Source organism: Williamsia muralis NBRC 105860 (genome assembly GCF_001598915.1).
Taxonomy (GTDB): domain Bacteria; phylum Actinomycetota; class Actinomycetes; order Mycobacteriales; family Mycobacteriaceae; genus Williamsia; species Williamsia muralis.
Window position 1 is genome coordinate 806,899 of sequence record NZ_BDAP01000002.1, and the last position, 24,868, is coordinate 831,766.

Annotated in this window: 15 protein-coding genes; 8 read left to right on the forward strand and 7 right to left on the reverse strand. The window is 67.8% G+C overall.

Going from position 1 to position 24,868, the window contains the following annotated elements; all coding sequences use genetic code 11:
• Nucleotides 1-13 precede the first annotated feature (13 nt).
• The 3 genes from WIMU1_RS10525 to WIMU1_RS10535 all read right to left on the reverse strand — a co-directional run bounded on the left by WIMU1_RS10525 (nt 14) and on the right by WIMU1_RS10535 (nt 6,624).
• Nucleotides 14-1,807 carry an SDR family oxidoreductase gene (locus WIMU1_RS10525; RefSeq protein ID WP_062796977.1) on the reverse strand — a complete coding sequence of 598 codons (1,794 nt, stop codon included), beginning with the start codon at nt 1,805-1,807 and terminating at the stop codon, nt 14-16.
• Between the two features lie 86 nt (nt 1,808-1,893).
• A complete protein-coding gene (locus WIMU1_RS10530; RefSeq protein ID WP_062796979.1) occupies nt 1,894-3,147 on the reverse strand; it encodes a pyridoxal phosphate-dependent aminotransferase in 1,254 nt (417 codons plus the stop codon).
• A gap of 39 nt (nt 3,148-3,186) precedes the next feature.
• On the reverse strand, nt 3,187-6,624 hold the full coding sequence (locus WIMU1_RS10535; protein ID WP_062796981.1) for a (Fe-S)-binding protein: 3,438 nt from the start codon (nt 6,622-6,624) through the stop codon (nt 3,187-3,189).
• A gap of 251 nt (nt 6,625-6,875) precedes the next feature.
• Here WIMU1_RS10535 and WIMU1_RS10540 point away from each other — a divergent pair, with 251 nt between their 5' ends.
• A complete protein-coding gene (locus WIMU1_RS10540) occupies nt 6,876-7,481 on the forward strand; it encodes a SanA/YdcF family protein (protein ID WP_062796983.1) in 606 nt (201 codons plus the stop codon).
• Here the strand turns inward: WIMU1_RS10540 and WIMU1_RS10545 are convergent.
• Complete coding sequence (locus tag WIMU1_RS10545) at nt 7,421-8,683, reverse strand: acyltransferase (RefSeq protein WP_084248151.1); 1,263 nt, start codon at nt 8,681-8,683, stop codon at nt 7,421-7,423. The genes WIMU1_RS10540 and WIMU1_RS10545 overlap by 61 nt on opposite strands.
• Nucleotides 8,684-8,785: 102 nt before the next feature.
• Between WIMU1_RS10545 and WIMU1_RS10550 the strand changes: the two genes are divergently transcribed.
• The 3 genes from WIMU1_RS10550 to WIMU1_RS10560 are packed head-to-tail and all read left to right on the forward strand — an operon-like array spanning nt 8,786 to nt 10,475.
• Nucleotides 8,786-9,559, forward strand: a complete 774-nt coding sequence (locus tag WIMU1_RS10550; protein ID WP_062796985.1) for a TSUP family transporter — start codon at nt 8,786-8,788, stop codon at nt 9,557-9,559.
• Nucleotides 9,560-9,583: 24 nt separating this feature from the next.
• A complete protein-coding gene (locus WIMU1_RS10555) occupies nt 9,584-9,979 on the forward strand; it encodes a helix-turn-helix domain-containing protein (protein WP_062796986.1) in 396 nt (131 codons plus the stop codon).
• A 34-nt stretch (nt 9,980-10,013) separates the two neighbouring features.
• Nucleotides 10,014-10,475 carry a VOC family protein gene (locus WIMU1_RS10560; RefSeq protein WP_062796988.1) on the forward strand — a complete coding sequence of 154 codons (462 nt, stop codon included), beginning with the start codon at nt 10,014-10,016 and terminating at the stop codon, nt 10,473-10,475.
• A 6-nt stretch (nt 10,476-10,481) separates the two neighbouring features.
• On the opposite strand, the gene WIMU1_RS10565 is transcribed toward WIMU1_RS10560, so the two are convergent.
• The 3 genes from WIMU1_RS10565 to WIMU1_RS10575 are packed head-to-tail and all read right to left on the reverse strand — an operon-like array spanning nt 10,482 to nt 16,839.
• Entirely contained in the window at nt 10,482-12,596 is a 2,115-nt protein-coding gene (locus WIMU1_RS10565; RefSeq protein WP_062797588.1) for an acyltransferase family protein, read from the reverse strand.
• 39 nt (nt 12,597-12,635) lie between these two features.
• The gene (locus WIMU1_RS10570; RefSeq protein ID WP_147431364.1) at nt 12,636-15,146 is read right to left on the reverse strand and encodes a LuxR C-terminal-related transcriptional regulator; all 2,511 of its coding nucleotides are present in this window, start codon (nt 15,144-15,146) and stop codon (nt 12,636-12,638) included.
• Nucleotides 15,130-16,839, reverse strand: coding sequence for an Hsp70 family protein (locus tag WIMU1_RS10575; RefSeq protein WP_062796992.1), 1,710 nt, complete (start codon nt 16,837-16,839; stop codon nt 15,130-15,132). The genes WIMU1_RS10570 and WIMU1_RS10575 overlap by 17 nt, the downstream gene beginning before the upstream one ends.
• 280 nt (nt 16,840-17,119) lie before the next feature.
• On the opposite strand from WIMU1_RS10575, the gene WIMU1_RS10580 reads away from it, so the two are divergent.
• The 4 genes from WIMU1_RS10580 to WIMU1_RS10595 all read left to right on the forward strand — a co-directional run bounded on the left by WIMU1_RS10580 (nt 17,120) and on the right by WIMU1_RS10595 (nt 24,844).
• Nucleotides 17,120-20,683, forward strand: a complete 3,564-nt coding sequence (locus tag WIMU1_RS10580; protein ID WP_062796994.1) for an IniB N-terminal domain-containing protein — start codon at nt 17,120-17,122, stop codon at nt 20,681-20,683.
• Nucleotides 20,684-20,830: 147 nt separating this feature from the next.
• Complete coding sequence (locus WIMU1_RS10585) at nt 20,831-22,771, forward strand: dynamin family protein (RefSeq protein WP_245968909.1); 1,941 nt, start codon at nt 20,831-20,833, stop codon at nt 22,769-22,771.
• Entirely contained in the window at nt 22,768-24,234 is a 1,467-nt protein-coding gene (locus WIMU1_RS10590; protein ID WP_062796995.1) for a dynamin family protein, read from the forward strand. The genes WIMU1_RS10585 and WIMU1_RS10590 overlap by 4 nt, the downstream gene beginning before the upstream one ends.
• A gap of 7 nt (nt 24,235-24,241) precedes the next feature.
• Entirely contained in the window at nt 24,242-24,844 is a 603-nt protein-coding gene (locus WIMU1_RS10595) for a hypothetical protein (protein WP_062796997.1), read from the forward strand.
• Nucleotides 24,845-24,868: the final 24 nt, after the last annotated feature.

Consider the following 24,868-nt stretch of genomic DNA (forward strand, 5'->3'; position numbering starts at 1 on the left):
CGCGGTCTCCTGTTCAGAACAACTTTGCGCGGGCCATCAGACGCGAGAGCCCGGGTGTGAAGCGGTAGATGCGGTACCAGGCGTGCGCCTCGGGGGTCACCGGTACCACCGCCTTGTTGTTCTCGATCGCGCCGAGAATCGCGGACGCCACCTTGTCCGGCGTGTAGCCGCGGCGGCGGTACATCCCACTCATCTTGTCGCGCAACTGTTGTTGCGCGTCCGCGGTGGATCCGGCGAACTCGGTGGCCGCGACGATGTTGGTGTCGACGATGCCGGGGCAGATCGCCGAGACCCCGATGTGATGTTCGGCCAGTTCGGCCCGGAGGGATTCGCTGAACATCAGTACCCCGGCCTTGGTGGCCGCGTAGCTGCCGAGGCCCTGCTGTGGTGTGAATGCAGCTGCCGAGGCCAGGTTGACGATCTGGCCGCCGAGACCGCGTTCCACCATCGCCCGGCCGAAGACCCGGCTGCCGGTGATGACCCCGAGCAGGTTGATGTCGATCAGGCGCCGGATCTGTTCGTCGGTGGCATCGAGGGCGTGTCCGGCGAAACCGATACCGGCGTTGTTGATCACGATGTCGGCAACTCCGTGGCGCTTGGACACGTCGTCGGCGAATGCGGCGAATGCGTCTTGGTCTGCCACGTCGAGCCGGTAGGCGGAGGCCAGTCCGCCGCTGGAAATGATTGCGGCTGCGGTGGTCTCGGCTGCATCGAGATTGATGTCCGCCACGATGACCTCGGCCCCGTTGCGGGCGAGCAGAATCGCCGTCTCCTTGCCGATTCCGCTGCCCGCGCCGGTGATGACCGCGAGTTTGCCTGACACAGAGGTGTTCTCGCCTCGTCGGCGGGCGCGCTCGATGACCGGCGACACCTCACCCCCGCGGATCGTCTCGATGAAGTCGGCGGCGATCTCGGCGAGGTAGCCGGGGTTCGTGTACGGCAGCCAGTGGCCGGTCTCGGTGTCGCGACGCCACAGTTTGTCCGTGTAGCGCGGCGTGTTGGCGAAGATCGCCTTGCGCAGAGCGATGTCGCGCGTGTTCACCACCTCGAACACCGGAACGGTGGTGCTGCGTGGATTCGGATTCGCCAGTCGCGGACGGATGTTGGCGCGGTAGTACCGCAATCCCGACACCGCATCGGCACGGAACGTGGGTGCAAAGGTGAGGTTGGCCGGGTCGGTGCCTTCGACGGCGGTGAGCAGCCGTTGCCACGTCGCGGGGTGCATGGCCGCGCCGAACAGGGCTTTGGGTACCACAGGGAGCTGGAACACGGCCGTGTAGCTCGACGACACGAGCTGAGAGACAGCCTGTCCCACGGACTTCGGGGTGGGTCGACGAAGTCGTTCGCGGGTCCACTCACCGAGGTGGTCCAGATTGGGTCCGGACACCGAGATGAACGAGGCGATGCGGTCGTCGGCGCCGGGTGTGCAGACGGCTTCCCATGTCTGGACCGAACCCCAGTCGTGCGCGAGGACGTGAACGGCCACGCCCGGGCTGACCTCGTCGATCACCGCGAAGAGATCGCCTGCCAACTCGGGGAGCCGGTAGGGCGCGTCGCCGTCGGGCTTGGCGCTCTCGCCGTAGCCGCGGGTGTCATAGGCCACCACGTGGTAGCGCTCGGCGAGGATGGGCGCGACCGACTGCCACAGGTGGTGGGTGTCGGGCCATCCGTGCACGAGCACCACGGTCGGATGGTCGGATGACCGCTCGCCCAGCTCGAACACGGCCAGCTCCACGCCGTCGCGGATCACGGTGCGTGACCGCCAGGCGGGCTCGGCGGCCCTCTGGTTGCTGTCGATAGCAGTCATCAACTCCCCCTTGAGTGATTGAGTGAGTTAGACGTTACCAGTCGTCACACATAAAACAAGGGGTGCTGAGCTGCGGTTATGTACTCTTACTGCTTGTAACTGGCCAAGAAGTTGCCCATTCGCTGCACTGCGTCACCCAGATCGCGCGACCACGGGAGCGTGACGATGCGGAAATGGTCGGGGTTGGGCCAGTTGAATCCGGTGCCGTGCACAACAAGGATTTTCTCGCGGACCAGGAGGTCGAGGACAAACTTCTCATCGTCGCGGATGTCGTGCACCTCGGGGTCCAGGCGCGGGAACGCGTAGAGCGCACCCATCGGCTTCACACAGCTCACGCCGGGGATCTCGTTGAGCTTCTCCCACGTGATGTCGCGTTGTTCCAGGAGCCGACCGCCGGGCAGCACAAGATCCTCGATGCTCTGGTACCCGCCGAGCGCGACCTGGATGGCGTGCTGACCCGGAACGTTCGAACACAGGCGGGTCGACGCCAGCATCTTCATGCCGTCGATGAACCCCTTCGCGTGGTCCTTCGGCCCGGTGATGGCCACCCACCCGGCCCGGTAACCGCACACCCGGTAGGCCTTGGACAGGCCGTTGAAGGTGAGGCACAGCAGGTCCGGCGCCAGCGACGCGAGATTGATGTGCTCGGCATCGTCGTACAGGATCTTGTCGTAGATCTCGTCGGCCAGGAGCAACAGCGAGTGCTTGCGGGCCAATTCGACCAGCTGCGTGAGGACTTCCCGTTTGTAGACCGCGCCGGTCGGGTTGTTCGGGTTGATCACCAGCAGTGCCTTGGTGCGCGGGGTGATCTTCGACTCGATGTCCGCGATGTCGGGGTTCCAGTCGTTTTCCTCGTCGCAGAGGTAGTGGATCGCCTTGCCCCCGGACAGCGCCGTCATCGCGGTCCACAGCGGGTAGTCGGGGGAGGGGATCAGCACCTCGTCGCCGTCGTCGAGCAACGCCTGCATGGTCATGGTGATCAACTCGGATACACCGTTGCCCAAGATCACGTCGTCGACGTCGAAGTACGGGAAGTCCGGGATCAGTTCGTAGCGGGTGACCACCGCGCGACGAGCCGGCAGCACCCCCAGGGATTCGCTGTACCCCTGGGAGTACGGCAACGCGTGGATCATGTCGCGCATGATCACGTCCGGCGCCTCGAAACCGAACTGGGCGGGATTGCCGATGTTCAGCTTCAGGATCCGATGCCCCTCCGCCTCCAGGCGAGCGGCGTGGGCCGTCACCGGTCCGCGGATCTCGTAGGCGACATTGCGGAGCTTCGCCGATTGCTCGAGTGGTTTGAGGTCGCGGTACACCGTCGACACGTGTGGTCTGCTCACCTGCTTATGGTGCCAGCCTTTCGCAAATCGTTTTCGGGTTCAGCGTTTACCAGGACGCTTCTTGCCTGCTGCGATGCCGAATCCCTTGGCCTTGGAGGGGCCTGATTCGGCCAGCGTCCGGCTGTCGGCCGGTGCGTCGCCGTTGGTGGCAGCTGCGCCGTTGTCGCTCTCGGTTGCTGCTGGTGCGGCTTCCGCCACCTCGGCAGTTTCGGTTGTTTCGGCGGTCTCCGTTGCCTCAGCCGGTTCAGGCTGGGTTTCGGGCTCAGGGGTCGGCTCGGGCTGGGTTTCGGGCTCCGGGGCGGGAGCGGCCTTCGCCGCGCCCGGCTTCTTCGCGCCCGGCCTCCTAGCGCTGCCGCCGATGGCTAAGCCCTTGACGGGAACGGCGGGCGACGGTTCTGATGCCCCGCCCTCCGCAGTACCCTCCGCGGCCGGTTCACTGACCTCTGGCTCGTCCACCTTTGACGGCTCGTCGGCCACCGGTGCGGGTGCGACATCCTCGTCGGGCTTGCCTGCTCCCGGCTTCGGGGCCCCGGGACGCTTGGCTCCGGGACGCTTGGCACCTCCGCCGATGGCCAGGCCCTTGACCTGAGCGGCCGGCGGCTTCTCGCCGGCCTGTCCGGTGGTGGCCGGCTCTTCGGTGACCGATGTCGCCTCGGACTCGGTCTCGGCGGTCGCCTCCGCGGCTTCGGGGGCCTCGGCTGCCGGCTTCGCCGAACCCGGCTTCTTGGCTGCGCCGCCGGGCTTGGGTGCTCCTGGCCGCTTGGCGCCCCCACCGATCGACAGTCCCTTGACGGGTGCGGCCTTGGTCTCGGTGGTCTCAGCTGATTCGGTCGTCGCCTCCGCGGCCTCGGGGGCCTCGGCTGCCGGCTTCGCCGAACCCGGCTTCTTGGCTGCGCCACCGGGTTTCGGAGCTCCCGGACGCTTGGCGCCGCCACCGATGGACAGGCCCTTGGCGCCTTCGGCTGCGGGCGCGGTCGCCTTCTCGTCGGACGTCGGCTTTGCTGCGCCGCCCGGCTTGGGTGCGCCGCCGCCCGGCTTCTTGGCCGCGCCACCGGGCTTGGGTGCACCGCCGCCCGGCTTCTTGGCGCCGCCGCCGATGCCCAGTCCGCCGCCGACCTTCGGCTTTTCCTTGGTCTCGGTGGCTGTGGCCGCTGCCGCCTTGGCGGGCTCGGCTGCCGGTTCCTTCTCGACCGGCTTGGCCTCTGGTTCGGCGACCGGCGCCGACAACCCCAGCGACGCTGCGCCGAGGAAACGGCCGCCGCGCTTGATCTCGGGGGCGCCGCGCCTGACGGAGTCGAGGATCAGCTGCGCGACGTCGAGCACCTCGACCTTGTTCTCGAGCTCGGTGCCCGAGGTCTTCGCGGTCACGCCGTCGGTCAGCATCACGCGGCAGAACGGGCAGCCGGTGGCCACCTTCTCCGGTGAGGTGCCGAGTGCTTCGTCGACCCGGTCGAGGTTGATGCGCTTGCCGATGGTCTCTTCCATCCACATGCGGGCACCGCCGGCGCCACAGCACATCGAGCGCTCGCCGTGACGCGGCATCTCGGTCAGGTTGGCTCCGGAGGCGTCCATCAGCTCACGCGGGGCGTCGTAGACCTTGTTGTGGCGGCCCAGGAAGCAGGGGTCGTGGTAGGTGATGTCCTTGTTGACCGGGGCCACCGGGATGAGCCGCTTGTCGCGGACCAGTCGGTTGAGCAGCTGGGTGTGGTGGACCACCTCATATTTGCCGCCGACCTGCGGGTACTCGTTGCCCAGGGTGTTGAAGCAGTGCGGGCAGGTCACAACGATCTTCTTGGCCTGCGCGGGAGCGGTGCCGAACATCTCGTCCAGGGTCTCGATGTTCTGCTGCGCCAGCATCTGGAACAGGAACTCGTTGCCTGCTCGACGGGCGGAGTCACCGTTACACGTTTCGCCTTCACCCAGGACGAGGAAGTCCACGGCGGCGATGTCGAGCAGTTCGGCAACGGCCTTGGTGGTCTTCTTCGCGCGGTCCTCGTAGGCGCCGGCGCAACCGACCCAGAACAGGTACTCAAAGCCTTCGAAGCTCTCGACATCCTGGCCGTACACCGGGATCTCGATGTCCATCTCGTCGATCCACTTGGTGCGGTCCTTGGAGTTCTGGCCCCACGGATTGCCCTTGTTCTCCAGGTTCTTGAACAGGCCCGCGAGTTCGGACGGGAAGTCCGACTCGATGAGCACCTGGTAGCGGCGCATGTCGATGATGTGGTCGACGTGCTCGATGTCGACCGGGCACTGTTCGACGCAGGCACCGCAGTTGGTGCAGCTCCACAGGGTCTCGGTGTCGATGACCGCGCCCGTGGTGCCTTCGCTCTCGCCGACCAGCTTGCGCTCGGCCTCGTTGCGGGCGGCCTCGGGGATCGCATCGAGCTTGTCCTGCAGGACGTTTCCGTCGGCGTCGACCAGACCGATCTCGTCGCCGCTGATGTCTTTCTTGCCGCCGGCGAGGAGGTAGGGCGCCTTGGCGTAACCGTGGTCACGCAGTGAGGTGATGAGGAGCTTGGGGGAGAGCGGCTTGCCCGTGTTCCATGCCGGGCACTGGCTCTGGCAGCGACCACACTCGGTACAGGTGGTGAAGTCGAGCCAGCCCTTCCAGGTGAAGTCCTCGATCTTGCCGGCACCGAATGCGTCCACGTCGGGGTCGGCGGTCTCCATGTCGAGGACCTTGCCGCCCGATGTCATCGGCCTGGCCGCGCCGAGCGCGACCCCGCCGTCGTCCTCACGCTTGAAGTAGATGTTGAAGAAGGCCGAGAAGCGGTGCCACGCCACGCCCCAGGTGATGTTGCGGCCGATGACGGCGAGCCAGATCATGCCCGACATCAGTTTGATGAGCGCGAAGACCGAGACCATGGTCGGGCTGGCCGGGAGCAGCTTGGCGACCTGCATGGTGAAGAAGTCCGAGCCGGCGTGTGCGTGGCCGTAGGTGGCGATCTTGCCGGCCTTCACCATGATCATGCCCAGGCCCTCGAGCAGCACGACCACCTCGACGAAGTACGCGGCGCCGAAGCGCGAGCCGGAGAACCGGGACAGCCGCTCGGGAACCCGCGGGTGGTTGAGCTGACGGATGATGATCAGGGTGACGATGCCGACCACGGTGCCGATGCCCAGGAGCTCGTCGAGTAGGTGCCAGGCGAAGGTGTCGCCGAAGTACGGCCAGTGGAACTTGGCGTCGAACGTCTGGCCATAGGCCTCGAACCACAGCAGTGAACCGAGCAGGAACCCGATCATCACCAGCCAGTGGGCCCAGCCGACGGTTCGGAACTTCGCCATCCGCGTGTGGGCGATGAACTCGATCATCATCTGTTTGAAGCGAGGGAGCACCGGCGTGAACCGGGTGTTGTCCTTCTGCCCCTTGGCGATGGTGCGGAGCATCGTCCACACTCCGCGGAAAAACAGTGCCCAGCACACCAGGCTTGCCAGAGCAGCAATGGTGCCGATGGTGATCGTCGCGGTATTCACGGCGTCACGGCCTTTCTCTCTCGAACCGCCCGCCCGATATACGTCTGTTTACGCATCGCGGTCGAATGGTTCACCCGGTCGGCCTGATGGCCCCAGATGGGGCCTGGCCCTATCGCAAGCTGTGTGGCGCTCACGGCGTCGCGTTGAATCGCTCCAGCGCACGCAGTGTTCTCCACTAGGTACGTTAAGGCCTGGCTGTGCCAAGGTTTTGCGCAGGTTGTCCTAAGTTACTGATCGGTAAGGTATTTGTGATGTCCGCCATAAGTCGTTACCGAATTCTACTGCTGATCGGCGCCGGGCTGGCAGGCGTCGAGCTTGTCGTGACCATCGCCAGCACCTGGGTGTACGTGCAGGCCCATGGCCGGACGTCCGAGGCCTCGGAAGCCCCCTCGGCATCCGTGGCGCTCGTGCTGGGGGCAAAGGTGATCGACGGCGAACCCGATTCGTACGTACGTGGCCGGCTGGATACGGCACTCGCGCTGTATCGCGACGGCCGGGTGCAGCAAGTCCTCAACTCCGGGAACGGCCGCGCGGTGGCGGGCAACGAGCCGGCGGTGATGCGCGCTTATCTCGAGCGGAACGGGGTGCCCTCGTCGGACATCATCGACGACCCCGAGGGCTACGACACCGCGGCATCATGCCGTCGTGCGCACGACCTGTTCGGGGTGCGGTCGGCGCTGGTGGTCACCCAGGGTTTCCACCTCGGTCGTGCGGTGGCGCTGTGCCGCGACGCCGGTGTCGAAGCCCACGGCGTACTCGCCGAATGTGATTGTCCGACATGGACAATCGCGCGCAATCACCTGCGTGAGACAGTGCTGGCCCGACCGCGGGCATTGCTGACGGTACTGATGAGCTGAGCGACGTCGAACTTGTCTGGCATCGGCAACCGGGGCCGACCGGTCAGATACGCCGACCCGGGCATCCGGCGCAGGGCCTCCACCACAAGCAGCGAGCCGGCAAGGGTGCCGAGATACACGACGATGGTCGCCCACGGCGCGCCCATCACGTCCACCACCCACGCGACGTTGTTGCGTTGCGGGTAGAGGATGAAGAAGATCAGCAGCGCATGGACCAGGAAGACGCTGAACGAGCGGTTCGAGGCGTACTTCACCATGCGGTCGAATCGGGGGGTGTTGCGCCGGTGATGGTCGGCCCAGTGCTGGCCGACCGCGTACAGGCACGCCACCGCGGCGACTAGGAACGGGAACAACGTGGGCTGAAAAGCGGCGCTCGCATCGATCGCACGCTGATCATCACCCCACACCCGCCACCAGAAGTTGCCGAGCGCGAACAACCCGGTCACCATCAGCGCGCTGAACAACCACCAGCCCTTGCCCTGTAGCCACAGCCGGATGTCCTCGAGATGGACCGCCGTCACCGCTCCCGCGAACACGAAGAACTGATACGGCACGAAGGTCGCGTAGTAGTGCCACCACACCCCGGCGATGCTCGCAGGTGGTTGCCAGTGCGTGATGACCACAAAACATGCCCACTGCACTGCGGCACTGACGGCGAGCAGCGCCAGATGGCGGCCACGCGTGCGGCGCACCAGCCACAGCACCAGCGGGAACAGCAGGTACACCTGCAGCATCACGAACAAGAAGTACATGTGGAACCCGGACAGGCCCCACTTGAGCAGATCCCAGAACTCCCCGAGGCTGCCGGGTATGTCACCGGTGCGCCCGTGCGCCCACATGTCCTCAACGGCCCAATACACAAAAGACCAGATCACAAACGGGAAGATGACCAGTTTCATCCGCCGGCGCCAGAAGTCCACCGACCGGAAGTCGACCCGCTCGAAGTTCTGGTACATCAGCACGAAGCCGCTGAGCGCAAAGAACATGTTGCGGGTGAAGTGGAGCAGCAGGGTGGTCGAGTTGACCGGAACGCTGTCCCATTCGTCGGTTGTCGCGGTCAGGCAGTGCACAAAGATGACCAGCGAGAAGGTGGTCGCCCGGATCAGGTCGACGTGGTGCAGATACGCCCGCTTCGCGGTCGGCCGGGACCTGCTGGTGACGGTCCCAGCGCCTGCGGAATCGGCGGGGGTGGTGGCGGTCATCGTCGTACAGCATGCCGCATCCACCTGTGATTACCCTCCTCGGTGTCTGAGCGATTTGTCACGTCCACCTACTGTCCATGTGGTGTGGAAAGGCTGTGCGAGATGATCCCCGACTGGGATGTGTTGACGTTGTTGCTGGTCGCAGCCCTTGCGGCGGGCTGGATCGACGCGGTGATCGGTGGTGGCGGCCTCGTGCTGATCCCGGCGATGCTCATCGCGTTCCCCACCGTGGCACCGGCCACTGCGTTGGGCACCAACAAGCTCGCGGCGATCTGGGGCACCGGCGCGGCCGCCATCGCGTTCACCCGGGTGACCGCCGTCCCGCGACGTCTTGCCCTGATCTCCGTACCGATCGCCGGGGTGTGTGCGGCCGCCGGTGCCACCGCGGCGTCGCTGGTGTCGGCGGACGTGATCAGGCCGCTGGTGATCGTGCTGATGCTGGCGGTCGGGATCTTCGTGGCGTGCAGGCCCTCGTTCGGCCGGAGCACCGGGTCGGGCGGCCCGCTGAGCCGCCGGCAGATGATCGCCGGATGTGTCGCGTTTGCGGTGATCGGTTTCTACGACGGCATCTTCGGCCCCGGTACCGGGATGTTCCTCATCATCGCGCTCACCGTGGTGCTCTCCCGGAGCTTCATCGAGAGTGCGGCACTGGCCAAGATCGCCAACACCGCTACGAACCTCGGTGCCCTCGTGGTGTTCGCGATCCAGGGGCACGTGTGGTGGCAACTCGGGCTGCTACTCGCGGTGGCCAACGTCGCGGGATCACTGCTGGGATCGAGGACGGTGCTCAATCGAGGGTCTGGGGTGATCCGGGCTGCACTGCTCGTGGTGGTCGTGGTGATGTCGGCCAAGCTCGGCTGGGATCAGTTCGCGTAGTTCACTAGGCTCTGACCCGTGGCAATGAGTCCCGGTGAGGATCAAAACCGACGGTTGCTGCGCGCCCGCGACGCGATGGACCGCGACTATGCCCAGCCACTCGACGTGCCCCGGTTGGCGGCCGTGGCACACATGTCCGCCGCCCACTTCACCCGAACCTTCCGGGCCACCTTCGGGGAGACGCCGCACCGGTATTTGCAGCGCCGTCGCATCGAGCGAGCGATGAATTTGCTGCGCGATCCACTGCTGCCCGTCACCGACATCGCGGCCATGGTGGGGTTCGAGAGCCTCGGGACCTTCAGCCGGACGTTTCGAACCGTGGTGGGGAATTCGCCCAGCGGATTCCGGGCCACTGCCGCGCCGGTGAAGGTGCCGGGATGTTTTGTCAGGACCTGGTCGAGACCGAGCAGTTTTGGATAAGCAACGCGGCCACCCCTGCCCCTACCGTTGAGACATGTTCAAAAACATCAGCATTCACACGGTCATGGTTCTCGATCAGGACGAAGCACTCGACTTCTACGTCGGAAAACTGGGCTTCGCAATCAAAGACGACGTCGACATGGGGTTCATGAGGTGGCTCACCATTGCCCTGCCCGGAGACCCGGATCGTCAGATCCTCCTCGAGGTCCCGGGGCCGCCGGCCCACAGCGAAGAGGTGGCCGCATCGGTCCGCGACCTCGTCACCAAGGGCGCGCTGGGCGCCGCTGCCATGCTGACCACGGACGACTGCCGGAAGACCTACGAAGAACTGTCCGCACTCGGTGTCGAGTTCACCGAGGAACCGACGGAGCAGCCCTACGGAATCGACTGTGCACTGAGGGATCCCTTCGGCAACCACATCCGGATCACCCAACTGGCCACGGGCCCGGTGGAGATCTCCGATGACGACATCGCCCGCTGGAAGAGTGAGGCGTAGGCGGTCTCACCACCAGCCGGGTAGAGCCCTCTGCATGTCGGCGGTGAGTGCCGGGACGAGGCTGCGGACAAACGTCGCACTGAGATGGTGAAAGTCGTGCCATAGCAGGATGTTCCCGACCACGGCGGGGCAGTAGGTGTCGCTGCACATCGCGTCGGTGTAGTCCAGGAAACTCATGTTCGGGAACTGGGGCGCGATGTCGAGCGCAGGATCGGTCGGTGACATCACCAGCGACCGTTCCACCCCGCACACCGACGGCTTCTTGCCCAGCGCAAGGCATTCCGGCGGACTCTCCTTGCCGACGGCCCACGGGTTGTCGCGTACGGCGATCACCTTCTGCCCGCGGTCGCGGAACTCGGTGAAGATGTCGAGGTAGTCCTCGGGGACGAAGTCGCCGGTGACCTGACCTTCCACCGGGCGAGTGCTGTTGGTGAACACCACGTCTGGTCTGTCCGCGGCCAGTCGTGCCATCACGTCACGCGACCACTCGTTGCATTGGTAGTACTTCTGGCCGAACCAGGTGAACACGTAGTCCGTGGTCAGTGGGCACCCGACCTTGAGGTAGGTGGTCACCTTGAACCCGTGCTGCCTGCCGATCGCATCGAGAGCGGTGATCCAGTACTCCGCGTGGGAGCCGCCCACGAGAGCCACAGTGCGCGTGGCGTTCACGTCGCCGTACACGCCGACTCTGATCGATCCGTCCTTCCAGCCGGAGATCACCGAGTCGTACGACGTGATGGGCCAATCCTTTTCGACCACCTGCGGACTCGGTTCGGGCTCCACCCGTGGCACCGGCACGCCGTCGAGGAACGCGCGTGCGCCGGGATACAGACGCGGATCGAGATTCTGGGTATCCACCGTCATGTTCTGCACGTGCCGGTTCCAGCTGACGATGCCCGCCCCGGCGACCACGGTGAGTACCAGCAGAACTGCCGTCAGCACCGTCGCCGACCGTCGCCACGGCGTCTTTCGGGCCCGGATCGGGGACTCGACGTATCTGGCTGTGGCCCAAGCCAAGAGCAGCGAGACCGCAATGATCCCGGTGCCCTCGATGAAACTCGCGCTGTCTTTGTATCGCCAGGTCAGGTAGAAGATCAGCAGCGGCCAGTGCCACAGATACAGGGCGTAGGCGATGGAGCCGAGCCAGACGATGGACGGGTGGGCGAGCCACGAACTGACCGCGCCGGGGTCGGTGCTGTCACCGGGCGCGGTCTGGCGCGAGCCACTCCAGATCAGCAACAGAGTCGCGCCGACGGGCACCAATGCGAGCGTCGACGGATACTGCTGCACCCCGACGATCCACCACCCGCAACTGATGATGAGTGCCAAAGCGATCAGGCCCAACAGGTTTCGCATCCACTGCGCCATCTTGAGCCGGGGCATCCACACGGCGAGGAGACCGCCGGCTATCGGTTCCCAGCAACGGGCGATGGTGTCGTAGTAGTTGAAGGGCTGGTTGATGCCGTGCCGGTGGTGGGCCCACGCAAAGGAGATCGCCGCGACACCGAGCAGGGCGGCGAACACGATCCCGCGGATGACCTTCGGTCGGCGGAAGACATCGAATCTGAGTGCGAGCCCTCTCAGGACGCCGCCGACCGCCAATGCGGCCAGCAACGTGACCACAAAGAACTGTCCTTGCACCGACATCGACCACAGATGCTGCATCGGACTGTTCGCCGAGTCGGCGGCCTGGTAGTCCTGCGATGCCAGGGCCAGGTGCCAATTCTGGTAGTAGAGCGCCGAGGCGATGGCCTCGTCACCCAGCGGCGACCATCGGGTTCGAGGCATCAGCCACAGCGACAGCACCACGATGAACAGCAGAACGGTGAGAAGTGCGGGGAGCAGTCGTCGCGCGAGCCGCCAGAGGCGTGGCCCAGGATTGATCGCCGTCGACCACCGAGCAGTGGGAGAGCTGGTGGCCAGCACATGTTTGAGGAGCGACGCCACGAAGAAGTAGCCGGACAAGGTCAGGAAGACGTCGACTCCACCGGACACGCGGCCGAACCAGATGTGGAAGACGGCCACCAGGGTGATGGCGATGCCGCGCAGTCCGTCGAGGTCGTGGCGGTACTCGGTGGACTTTTTCGATGGCGCCCCGGACACGACTGGTGGGTCGGTCATGGTGGCGCTCACCGGGGGAATTGTTCCAGATGTTCACCTTCACGATGAGGTGGCGCTCTGGGCTCCCCCTTGATTTGTTGTCGGGCCGTATCCCGCAGCTCTGAGCATCGACAACATCTCCGACCGGGACCCGGCGCCGAGACGACGCCGAATCCTCGCCACGTGATGCTCGACGGTCTTGCCCGAGATGAACAGGCGGGCACCGATTTCGCGGTACGTCAGCCCGAGCAGCAGGTTCCGGGCCACCTCGGCCTCGCGTTCGGTCAGCGGGCCGGCGGCCGGGTGTGCGGAATCGACATGCGTTGCGGTTGCCGCGACCGCTGGTGCGCCGACGAGTCGGGCGACCTGCAGCAATGAGGTGGCCGCCTGGGTGTCGTCGACCCGGAGTGCGGCCTCGCCGGCGAGTCGAGCCGCGTCCCAAGGCAATCCGGCCTGCTCGAGCGCCGACGCGGCCTTCTTCACCTCGGCCACATCGGGTTGTCCTTGCAGCACCCGCAGCCATGCCCGGCCTGCGTCGGCAAGGGCCGCACCGAACGGTTCGCCTGCGGCGGCCTGACCGAGCTGACGTGCATAGGGGACCAGGGCCGAGGGATCGTCCGCCAGGATGGCGGCCTGCACGCCGTACCAACTCCACGACATCGACCACGCCGGCGGCGAGCCCAGAGCCGCGAGCAAACGGTCGGCGGCCATCACCAGGTGGGCGAGTCGCGCTGTGTCCTGCAAGCGGACCGCCGCGAGCCACAACTCGCCGAGTGGGTGCAATGCGAACAGGTCCACCTCCATCTCGGCCACCGCGGGCACGGCGTCGCGCCATGCGGCGACCAGGGCACCCATGTCGCCGCGACGTCGGGCTATCGCCACGGCAAGGGCATGGGCCACCAGCTCGTCCCGCAGGTTCTGGGGCGTGACCTCTCCGAGGATGTCCGCGGCGGTGCTCAGGTCGCCGCCGACCATCGCCGTCCATCCGAGGAGCAGTTGTTCGCGTGGGGTCTGATCGCAATCGCGCGACAGTGCGGCCTTCGCGCCGGCGAGGTCGCCACTGTGCAGACAGAGCAGCGCCGCGACGGCAGCGGCGGACTCTGGTTCGGCCCGGCGGTGCTGCGCGGAGAGGGACACCGCCCGCAGGATCGGTCCGAGGGCCGCAGCCGGCGACGACGTCAACGACGCAAGCAGGCCGGAGCTGAGCAGGGTTCCGCGGGCGTGATCGGTGGTCGGAGGCGCGGCGCCTGCGGTTGCCGAGAACTCCTCGGCCCCCGGACGATCCCCGGTCGCGAGCAGGGTTAGCACGCCGATCGTGGCGTCCGGTCCGGCGGCCTCTGGCCCCAGCCACCGGTAGAGGTCGGCCGACCGCGAATACGTTCCACGCCGTGCCGCGACCGCCGCGCCGATCCGGACGGCGTCACGGCGATCGGACGGTGAATCCGCGGCGAGGATGGTGTCGGCCAATCGGGTGGCGGTGTCGAGGTCGCCGGCGAGGGTCGCGGCGTCGGCCAACGGAACCCGGACGACACCTGGGTCGGCGCCGGCCGTGAGCGCTGCGTGCCAGAGGTCGGCCGCCTCGGCCGGGGGAGCAGTGCGGGCCGCCGACAGGAGAAGATCCGCGAGACGGCCGTCGACGACGCCCGAGCGGGCGGCGGCCAGGGCTCCGTCGATGGTCAGGGCCCCACGGTCGAGCAGCGCGTCCACCAGCGAGCGATGGGTGGACGCGATCTGGTGCTCGCCCCGCACCGCTCGCAGAACCGGGAGAGCGGCGGGAAGGAACTCGTCGGTGCCGGTGAGGAAACCGGAACCCCTTGCCCGATCAAGGGCTTCGATGGCTGCGGTGGGGTCGAGACCCAGGGTGTCGGCGATGGTGTGCGGATCGGGCGACGGTTGCAGGGCCGCCACGGTCAGTACGTCGTGAGTGGTGGGATCAAGCGCGCGCAGCCGTTCGTGCTGCCACTTCGCGATCGCCTCCCGGGCGGCCCGTTCGTCGGCGGCGGGGTCGGCTCGCAGGACGTCGAGGGCGGTGTCGATGGCTGCGCGGTTCCCGCCGGCAATTCGGCGGATGACGTCAGCCACGGGTGCGGACACAGTTCCGCCTGAACGGGCGATGATCGCGGGCGTGGGTAGTGGGCCCAGCTTGATGTCGGTGCCGAGGGCGGAGAACGTTCGCTGCACCTGTCGGATGTTGTTGTCGGACAGGCGCGGTTCGGCGGCGGCGATCACCGTGAGGTCGCCGCGGTCGGCCAGGTCGGTGAGGCGGCTCAGGCTGCCGGCTTCCCAGTGGTGCACGTCGTCGACGATGACTGCGCAGCCGGGCCGGGTGGCCTCATGCTCTGGGATCGTCGTGAAAACCTGTGTGCCGGAACGGTTCAGAAGGCGACGGCAATGCTGCAACAGGTCCGATTTACCGCTCCCGGCGACGCCGGTGACAAATGCGAGTACCGGACCGCCGGCGTGTACGGCGGACAGCAATGCTTGTGCGGCAGGCATTCCGGTGAACGCGGTGGCTCCGGGGAGGCGGTTCACCGGACTGCGGCCGACTGCGACATCACCCGCCGATTCCACCGAGGAGTCCACCAACTGCCGCGCCCGTGCCGTCGAGGACTTGGCCCGGCACACCGAGCAGACCGCCACCGGGGTTGGGGGCCGGCGCAGGCGCGGGAGCCGGAGCCGGTGCGGGAGCCGGTGCGGGGGCAGGAGCGGGAGCGGGTGCCGGAGCAGGTGCGGGGGCAGGCGCCGGCGCCGGGGCTCCTCCACCGGGTGCCGGTGCGGGAGCCGGCGCACCGTTCTGCGGAGCGGTCGGGGCACCCGGCGCGGCGGGGGCGGGGGCAGCCGTTCCGCCTCTGGGTGCCACCGTTGTGGGCCGTCCGTCGGCGCCGGTGGTGACCGTGCCCGGGGTCCTGCTGTCGGTTCCGCCACTCGTGTCGGTCGAGGACCCGGCGGGCGAGCCGTCGGGGGCAGTCGAGGAAGCGGTCGGTGAACTCGTCACCGACGACTCTGCGGCGGCAGGCTTGGGCCCTTCGTCGTCGGTCAGGGCAGTGCCCACCGAGAGGCCTCCGGCGGTGAGGAGAGCGATCGCTGCGGCGACTCCGACCACGATGGCGGTGCGCTTGCCCCGCGACATCGAGGCGGGCTCGACCTTGACGGTGCGGGGAGCCGGGGTGAGTGCGTGCGCGCCGGCGGGAACGACTTCATCCGAAGCCGATGCATGCGCCGGCACGACCGCGACCGACGCCGCCGCGGCCGCCTTCGCCGCGGTGTGGGCGATGAGCGCGGCCCCGGTGGCGGTGGTGATCGCCGGGTCGTTGTTGACCGCGACCGGGATACGCAGCATCGACGACGCCAATTCACTGACAAGAGGGGTGGCCGAACCGCCGCCGGTGAGCAGGATCGTGGAGACCGCGCCCAGCTCGATGTCGGCGAGCTGTAGGGCCTCGATCACCAGGGCCATCGAACTCGCCAGGGGTGCCCGCAGCAGGTCTTCGAGCTCGGACCGGACGAGCCTGGCCTCGGTGCGGATCCCCGGAAGATCGATGGAGACAACGGTTTCGGTGTCCGAGGACAACGCCTCGCGGGCCGCCGCGCAGCGAACCCGGAGTTCGGCCAGGCCCTCCATCGTCGCCGCATCGAACGGGTCGATCGCGTCCGTGGCGCCCACCGATTCGAGGACATGGCCGAGAACGAGATGGTCGAACTGGGCGCCGCTGATCTCTTCGGACTTCAGAGGGCGGCCGATGACCACCGGGTCGGCGCCGGTGCGCACCACCGCCACATCGAGTGATGAACCACCGAGGTCGTACACCACGGTGACGCCGTCGAGCTGACCCTTGTGTTCGGCGAGCGCGGCAACCGCGGCGATCGCCTCGGGAACCACGGTCACCTCGGGCATGTCCTGCCGGGCCGCGGCCGCGCGCAGGGCCTCGACGGTGTAGTCCTGCCATTCGTTCGGGCAGGCGAGCACGATCGCGTCGGCATCCCAGGCGCCGGCGTCGGCGGCGAGAGCGGCCATCGCAGCGGCGTAGAGGTCCTCACCGGTGTACTGGCGACCGTCGTCGGTCACCAGGGCAACAGGATCACCCACCCGCTCGGTGAAACCGCCGACCCGGTACGGCCCCGGCCGGTCGACGAGTTCGGGCGAGGCGTCGGGCGCCAACTCCAGAATCGGGCCGCGCACGACAGCAGCGTCGAGGCCATCGTCGGTACCGGGGACTGCAACACATGTGGTGCTGCCGATCTTCAAACCGAGCGATGTGGTCATGGTCTGCCGACTCCTCTGGTGCGCCTACGGCATCGACTCACCCTGTGATGCCCATCTCCCATGATGTCGCCGCAGGTAGGGATGGTGTTACCGGTTCGGCGGGTGGTCGCGGATGTGCGGGGTCGATCCCCTAGACCCCCTAATGCACCGGGGGGCTTCCCCTAACGCCCCCATCAGCGACGAAGGGGGCGTTGGCCCGTTGGGCCGGGTCCGCAGAACTCATAGCGTGGAGACAATCTCAGCGGACCCACCTGGATCCGCCCGGCAACAGGAGAACGCCATGCCCAGCAACGCAGTACTCGATTTCATCCTCGGCCTCCTCCGCGACGAGAAAGCCGCCAACGCCTACTGCCTGAACCCGCAGGGTGCGCTGAACGCGGCCGGCCTGCCCGAGCTCTGCCACGCCGACATCGTCGCCGCGGCACCGATGGTTGCCGAATCCGGATTGTTCGCGGGTGGGTCGCGGTTGACCAACATCATCAATGCCGGCAATGGCGGTGGGGGCATCGGAGCGATCAACGTCGGCGCGATCGGTGGCGGCCTCGCCGTCGGCGGTCTGCAGCTCGGGAACATCGACTTCGGCGACGTGAACTTCGGTGACATCGACCTCGGTGGCTTCGAGTTCGGGAACATCGACTTCGGAAGCATCAACTTCGGGAACTCCGGCAACTTCGACTTCGGATCAATCGACCTGGGGAACATCGATCTCGGGCTCATCGATCTCGGAGGTCTCGACCTCGGCGGGATCAACTTCGGTGACCTGGACTTCGCCGGGCAGCTCGCGGTGGTGTTGGCGGCGGCACTCGCCGGTGGTGTGGCGGTCGGCGGCGAGATCGCTGCCGGTCTCGGCGTAGCCATCGGCGCCATCGTCGGCGGCATCCTGGACCTCAGCGGTGGCCTCGGAGCGATCTTCGACCTCGACGGCGTACTGGACATCGGCGCAACCGTGGCGGCTGTCCTCGGCGCCGGACTCGGCGTCACCGGTGAATTGACCGCAGGCCTGGCCGCAGCGATCAACGCCGCTCTGGCCGTGGTCGGTGGCCTCGACCTCGACGCAGCCCTCGGCTTCGCCACCGTCATCGGCGGCGCTCTCACCGCGGCGCTCGAACTCGGTGGCGCCCTTGCCGCCGGCATCGGTGCGGCCTTCGGTGCGGTGATCGGCGGCGCCATCGGACTCGGTGGTGCCCTCGCGGCGAACCTGGCCGCCGCACTCGCGGCCGGTCTCGATGCCGGACTGGCCCTGGGCGCGGCGCTCACCGGCGTCCTTGGCCTCGGTGCCGGTCTGGCCGCGCAGTTCGGTGCAGCCCTCGCCGGTGTCCTCGACGTCACCGGCGCACTCACCGGTGCACTCGCCGGACTGCTCGATGCGAACCTGCTGCTGGCCCTCGCCGGCGGCCTGACGGCGACCCTGCAGGGTGCACTGGCCGCGGCCCTGGCCGTCGGTGGTGACCTCGCCGGAGAGTTCGGATTGGCCCTCGGCGCACTGCTCGGTGCCGCAGTCGAACTGGCCGGTGTCCTCGATCTCGAGGCCCTCCTTGCCGTCGACGGTGCCCTGGCTGCTGCGCTGGCCGGTGTCCTCGGACTCGGCGGCGGTCTGACCGTCGTACTGGCCGGGGCTCTTGATGCCGCCCTCGGCGCATTCGGCGCGGTCGACCTCGCTGCGCTGCTCGCCGGCGGTGCCGAACTGGGCCTGGCGCTCGGAACCGCTCTGGCCGGTGTGCTCGCAGTCGGCGGGGAGATCGCTGCCGGACTGGGCCTTGCCCTCGGTGGTGTGCTCGGCGGACTTCTCGAAGCAGACTTCGGGGCCCAGCTGGCCGGTCTGCTGGCAGGTGGCCTGGACCTGGGACTCGCACTCGGCGCGATCCTCGAAGGAGCTCTCGGACTGGGCGCTGTCGCAGACATCGCGGCCGGTTTCGGAGCTGCGCTGGCCGCGGCCTTCGGAGCCGGCGGCCTGCTGGCAGCCGACCTGACCGCACTGCTTGCCGGCGGACTCACCGCGACTCTGCAGGGCGCGCTGGTTGCCGTGCTGGCGGCCGGTGGTGACCTGGCAGGCGAGTTCGGTCTGGCGCTCGGTGGTGTCCTCGGTGCCGCGCTCGAACTGGCCGGCGCCGCAGATCTCGAAGCCCTCCTGGATGTCGACGGCGCACTGGCCGCGGCACTCGCCGGGGTGTTCGGACTCGGCGGCGGTCTCGCCGCCGGCCTGACCGGAGCGTTCGAAGCCGCCCTCGGCGCCTTCGGCGACCTCGACCTCGCCGCATTGCTCGCAGGCGGAGCCGACCTCGGTCTCGCCCTTGGCACCGCGCTGTCGGGAGTGCTGGCTGCCGGAGGCGAAGTCGCCGCCGGACTGGGTCTTGCCCTCGGCGGTGCAATCGGTGGATTGCTCGACGCCGACTTCGGCGCACAGCTCGCCGGGCTGCTGGCCGGCGGCCTCGACCTCGGGCTCGCGCTCGGCGCAATCGTGGGCGGCGCGCTCGGACTGGACGGAGCCGCGGAGATCGCCGGCGTCTTCGGTGGCGTGCTCGAAGCCGCACTCGCCGCAGGCGGCGTGATCGGGGCCGACCTCACCGCACTGCTGGCAGGCGGCCTGGCCACCGAACTCGCGGCCGCACTCGCCGGGGTCCTGGCTGCCGGTGGCGAACTCGGTGCCGAGTTCGGAGGCGTTCTCGGCGCTGTGATCGGTGCGGTCGGCGACCTCGACGCCGGTCTGGGAGCCGAACTCGTTGCCGGTCTGACCGCGGCCCTGGGTCTCGATGCGGTCCTCGACACCGATCTCGGTGCCGAGGTGGCCGCTGCGCTCGCCGCCGGTGGCGCACTGGCCGCCACCGTCGGAGCGACGCTGGGAGCAACGATCGGCGGAGCGCTCGAAGGCGCGCTGGCCGGTGAGCTCGCCGGACTGCTCGAAGGCGGCCTCGACCTCGGTGGCGCACTGGGTGTGGTCCTGGACGGCGCCCTCGACATCGACGGTGGTCTCGCCGGCGAGTTCGGCGCAGTCCTCGGTACCGCGCTCGGCGCAGCCGGCCTGGTCGCAGCCGACCTCGGCGGACTCGTGGAGACGGAGGTCGGTGCCGGGATCGGTACCGCGCTGGGTGCAGGCGGCGCGCTGGTCGGCGGAATCGACGGAGCCCTCGATGCCGGTGCGGCCGGTGGACTCGCCGCCGCTGCTGCCCTGGTCGGCGGCCTCGAAGCTGCCGGTGATGCAGGCATCGCCGGAGGACTCGGCGCCGGCGCCATCGTAGGCGGCGGTGTGGAGACCGCAGTGGGTGGAGTTGTCGCCGCAGGCGGCGGATTGATCGCTGATGCCGACACCTCGGCGAACGCGCTGCTGGGTGCGGCCACCGACATCGATGCAGGTCTTGTCGGCGCGGTCGGCGGTGCTGCGGGCGGTGACCTCGACGCAGGTGGCGCCATCGGCGGCGTGGTCGGCGGTGACGCCGCAGGCGGTCTGGGACTGGGCGGCGGCGTCGAGTCCGTACTGACGGGAGGGGCTACCGGTGAGCTCGAGAATGCTCTCGACGGCGTGGCCGGACTCGGCGGCGGGGTCGGTGCTCCTGCACCGCTGGATCTCACTGCGGACGCGGGTACCGGACCGGCCGAGGTGACCGGAGATGTGGTCGGCGGCGTGACCGGCGGAGTGGCCGACACCACCACCGGAGTGGTCGGAGGAAACGCGGGCGGCTGGTCGGACATCGACGCCGACAACGCATTCGGCACCGGTGACACCGGACTCACCGGGGCGCTCACCGGCGACAGCGGACTGACGGGCGGACTGCTCGGCGGAGCCGACGCCGACACCACCACCGACGGAGGCGGACAGGTCGACGCGGGCGGCGCCCTCGACGACTGACGGACAAGACCCGAACTCGACGACGTGGACGAGGGGTGTTGTCGCTGACCCTGTAACACCATCGGTCCCGCACACGGTTACGTGTGCGGGACCGATGTGGTTGTGTTCTCGGTAGACCCTTCATCATTTCGACGACCAGCAGACCGGATGACCGATGAAAAGCGCCTCAGCATGAAGAGCATCGCCGGATCGTCGGCCGCGCCCGCCGACGGTGCACCCGAAGGCGCTCAGCCGGGCCGGCTGGGCGAGCTGTTGGGCCGGATGGGTCAGATCGCTGCCAAGTCCGGACGGCAGGACCTGGTCGACCGGCTCGAGGGAGCCCGCACTCGGGTCACCGATCCGCGCGTGCGGATCGTGGTGGTGGGGCCGCTCAAGCAGGGCAAGAGCCAGTTCGTCAACTCCCTGCTGAACGTCGAGGTGTGTTCGGTCGGCGACGACGAGACCACCGCCGTGCCCACGCTCGTGCAGAACGGGCAGCAGCCGTCCGCCGAACTGGTTCTCGCGCAACCGGGCAGTGACCCTGTGCGCACCCCGTTGCCGATGGACCAGCTCACCTCCGTGACCCCCGACCACCCGCTGGCCGAGGGACGCGACATCACCCGGCTCGAGGTCAACGTCCCCAGCCCGCTGCTGGCCGACGGCCTGGTGCTTGTCGACACCCCCGGCGTCGGCGGACACGGGAACCCGCATGCCGCAAGCACTCTCGGGCTGATCCCATCCGCAGACGCGGTTTTTGTGGTGTCCGATGCAAGCCAAGAGTTCACCGAGCCCGAGATCTCTTTTCTTCGCCAGGTGATGACGCTGTGCCCGACCGTCGCCTGTCTGATCACCAAAACCGACCTGTATCCCCACTGGCGTCAGATCGTCGACGCCGACCGGGCACACCTCCAGCGCGAGGGGCTCGACGTCCAGCTGCTGCCGGTGTCGTCCATGCTGCGTTCGCACGCACTGCGTCTCGGCGACGACTCGCTCAATGTCGAGGCCGGGTTCGTGGAGGTGTACCGATTCCTCCGGGAGCGGGTGGTCGCCCGGGCCGACCACTCGACTCGCGAATCAGTGGCCCTGGACCTGCGTTCGGTGTCCGAGCACCTGGCCCTCACCCTGGGCAGTGAACTCGCGGCGATGCGCAGTCCCGAGACTGCCGCTGCCGCGGTCGCTGAACTCACCCGAGCCAAAACTGCCGCCGAGGACATGCAGAAGCGGTCGTCGCTGTGGCAGCAGACCCTCGCCGACGGCATCACCGACCTCGCCGCCGACATCGACCACGACCTGCGAGACCGGTTGCGCGCCATCACCCGCGAGGCCGAACAGGCTGTCGACGAGGGTGATCCGGGCAAGGACTGGCCGCAGCTCACCGAATGGATCGAGGACCAGATCGCGGTGGCCGTCGGCGACAACTTCGTGTGGGCGCACGAGCGGGCGGTGTGGCTCGCCGAACGGGTGGCCGAGCACTTCGCCGACACCGCCGAGGCCAACCTGCCGCGCCTCGACATCACCGACATCGACGGCATCTTCGATCCGGTCACCGAACTCTCCGACCTCGAGTCCGGAAAGGTCGGCATCACCCAGAAGGTGCTGATCGGTATGCGGGGCTCCTACGGCGGAGTGCTGATGTTCGGCCTCATCGGCACCTTTGCCGGGCTCGCGCTGATCAACCCGATCTCGGTCGGTGCCGGACTCCTGTTGGGCACCAAGGCATACAAGGACGACAAAGAGGCGCGCACCAACGAACGGCGGAACAAGGCCAAGGCTTCCATCCGCAAGTTCACCGACGACGTCAGCTTCCAGGTCGGCAAGGAGTCCAAGGATCGGCTCCGCCACATCCAGCGGACGTTGCGTGACCATTTCACCCAGGTCGCCGAGCAGTCGGCACGGTCGATAGGTGACTCGCTGCAGGCGGCCCAAGAGGCCGCGGCGATGGCCGGCTCCGAACAGCGAACCCGGACCGCCGAACTCGAGCAGGAACTCAAAGCTGTTGCGGCGCTGCGAAAGGTGGCGTTGCAGCTGGATCCGGCCATCGAGGCCACGGGGGGCGCTGCGGCAACCCCGGCGGTCACATCGGCATCGGCGGATCGGGCCGTGGAGTGAGTACCCTCGACCGCGCCCGTGAGCTGCTCGACGCCGCCGAGAAGGTGTGCGGACGTGACCGCTGGGCGGCCGCCCGGCTGGCCGACTGTTCCGACCGACTCGACGAACCGCTGCGCATCGCCATCGCGGGGTCGTTGAAGGCGGGCAAGTCGACCCTGCTCAACGCGATGGTCGGCCAGGACATCGCACCGACCGACGCCACCGAGTGCACCCGCGTGGTCACCTGGTACCGGCGCGGAGTCAATCCCAAGGTCACGGCCCGGTACGACGGCGAGCGATCGGCCGGGATCCCCGTGTTGCGCCGAAATGGCCACCTCACCTTCGACTTCGGCGATCTGACCGCCGAACGCGTCGACCGCCTCGACGTCGAGTGGCCGGCGAGGGCGTTGCGGTCGATGACCATCATCGACACCCCGGGTACGGCGTCGCTGTCGCGGGACGTGTCGGCACTGACCGTCGACATGCTCACCCCCGAGGACGGCGAGTCGGGCGCGGACGCGGTGGTCTATCTACTGCGCACGCTCACCAGTACCGACACCGCCTTCCTCAGCAGGATCGGGGAGTCCATCGGCGGTGAGTCCGGGCCACTGGGCGTGGTGGGTGTGGTGTCGCGGGCCGACGAGGTCGGCGCGGGCCGGGTGGACGCGATGATGTCGGCCAAACAGGTTGCGGCGCGGTTCGCCAACGAGCTCGAACGCACCGGCCTCTGTCAGGCTGTGGTGCCGGTCGCGGGCCTGCTGGCTCTCGGCGCGCGCACCCTGCGGCAGGTCGAGTACTCGGCGTTCGTTGCGTTGGCTGCCGTTGCGCCCGAAGAACTCTCGCTGGCGATGCTCTCGGCCGACCGATTCGTCCGGCCCGAGACCCCGCTGCCCGTCGAGCCTGGTCTGCGTGCGGAGTTGCTCGACCGCTTCGGTATGTACGGCATCCGGATGGCCGTCACCCTGATCCGGCTCGGAACCCCCGACTCACCGACTCTGGCAACCGAACTGGTCGACCGCAGCGGACTCACCGAACTCCGGCAGATCATCGATGTGCAGTTCGGGCAGCGCGCCGATCAGCTCAAGACCCACACCGCCCTGATTGCCCTGGAACGCATACTTGCGCACTATGATTCGGCCGAGACCGAAGAGCTGCGCAAGGCGACGGCGCGGATGCTGGCCGATGTTCACGGCTTCGCCGAGCTGCGGTTGCTCGGCAAACTGCGCACCGGGGGAATCCAGTTGCCGCCCCAGGACCGCGACGACCTGCAACGCATCATCGGTGGCTCGGGCATCGAACCCTGGGCCCGGCTCGGTATCGCACCCGACGACAGCGTCGATCTGCATCGCAAGGCCGCGATGGAAGCGGTGCGGCGCTGGCGCACCCGTGCCGCCCATCCGCTGTTCGACCGGCCGACAGCGGTGGCGTGCACGGTCGCCGCCCGCAGCGCCGAAGGTATTCTCGCCGAGCTCGATTCGCAGTGACGACACCGTGACGCGCCTGCGTTTCGACGGCGACATCTCCGGGATGGGAACCGCTGCGGGCGTTCGTATCGTGGTCGGGCACTGGCCGACATCACATCTGGGCGACTTCGCCGACGTCATGGTCGAGTTCGCCGACGGTGAGCGGCTGCTCATCGCACCGAGTGATGAGGTACGCGACTTCGTCACCGCCACCTACCATTTCGACCGCAGCGTGATCGCCGACGTGACCTACGAATCGGACGGCTCGCGGGTGTCGGTGCGGGCGGGCGATCTGGAGTTGTCATTTGTCGTCGGCGCGCCGACCCTGCTCGGACGGCTGCTGTCACTGATGCCGCGTGCCGTGGTCACCGCGCCGTGGTTCTGTGCCGTCAGCGACCCGATCGCCCGGGTGTTCCTGCGCGGTGTGCGAACCCGCGGCTCGGCAGGCGGAGGTCGCCGCGAGTATTACGGCGCGCGGGGTCAGCGGCGCATCGAGTCGGTGGTTGCGGGGTGGCAGGGCAACGATCTCGGCGGATTGACCGACGTCGACCCACCGGTTCGTTTCGGCTTCGGTTCCACCCCGAAGAAGCCTGCGATGACACTGATCACCACCACGATCGACGAGCGCTAGCCCCGGTTCTCGGCGACCCCGGTT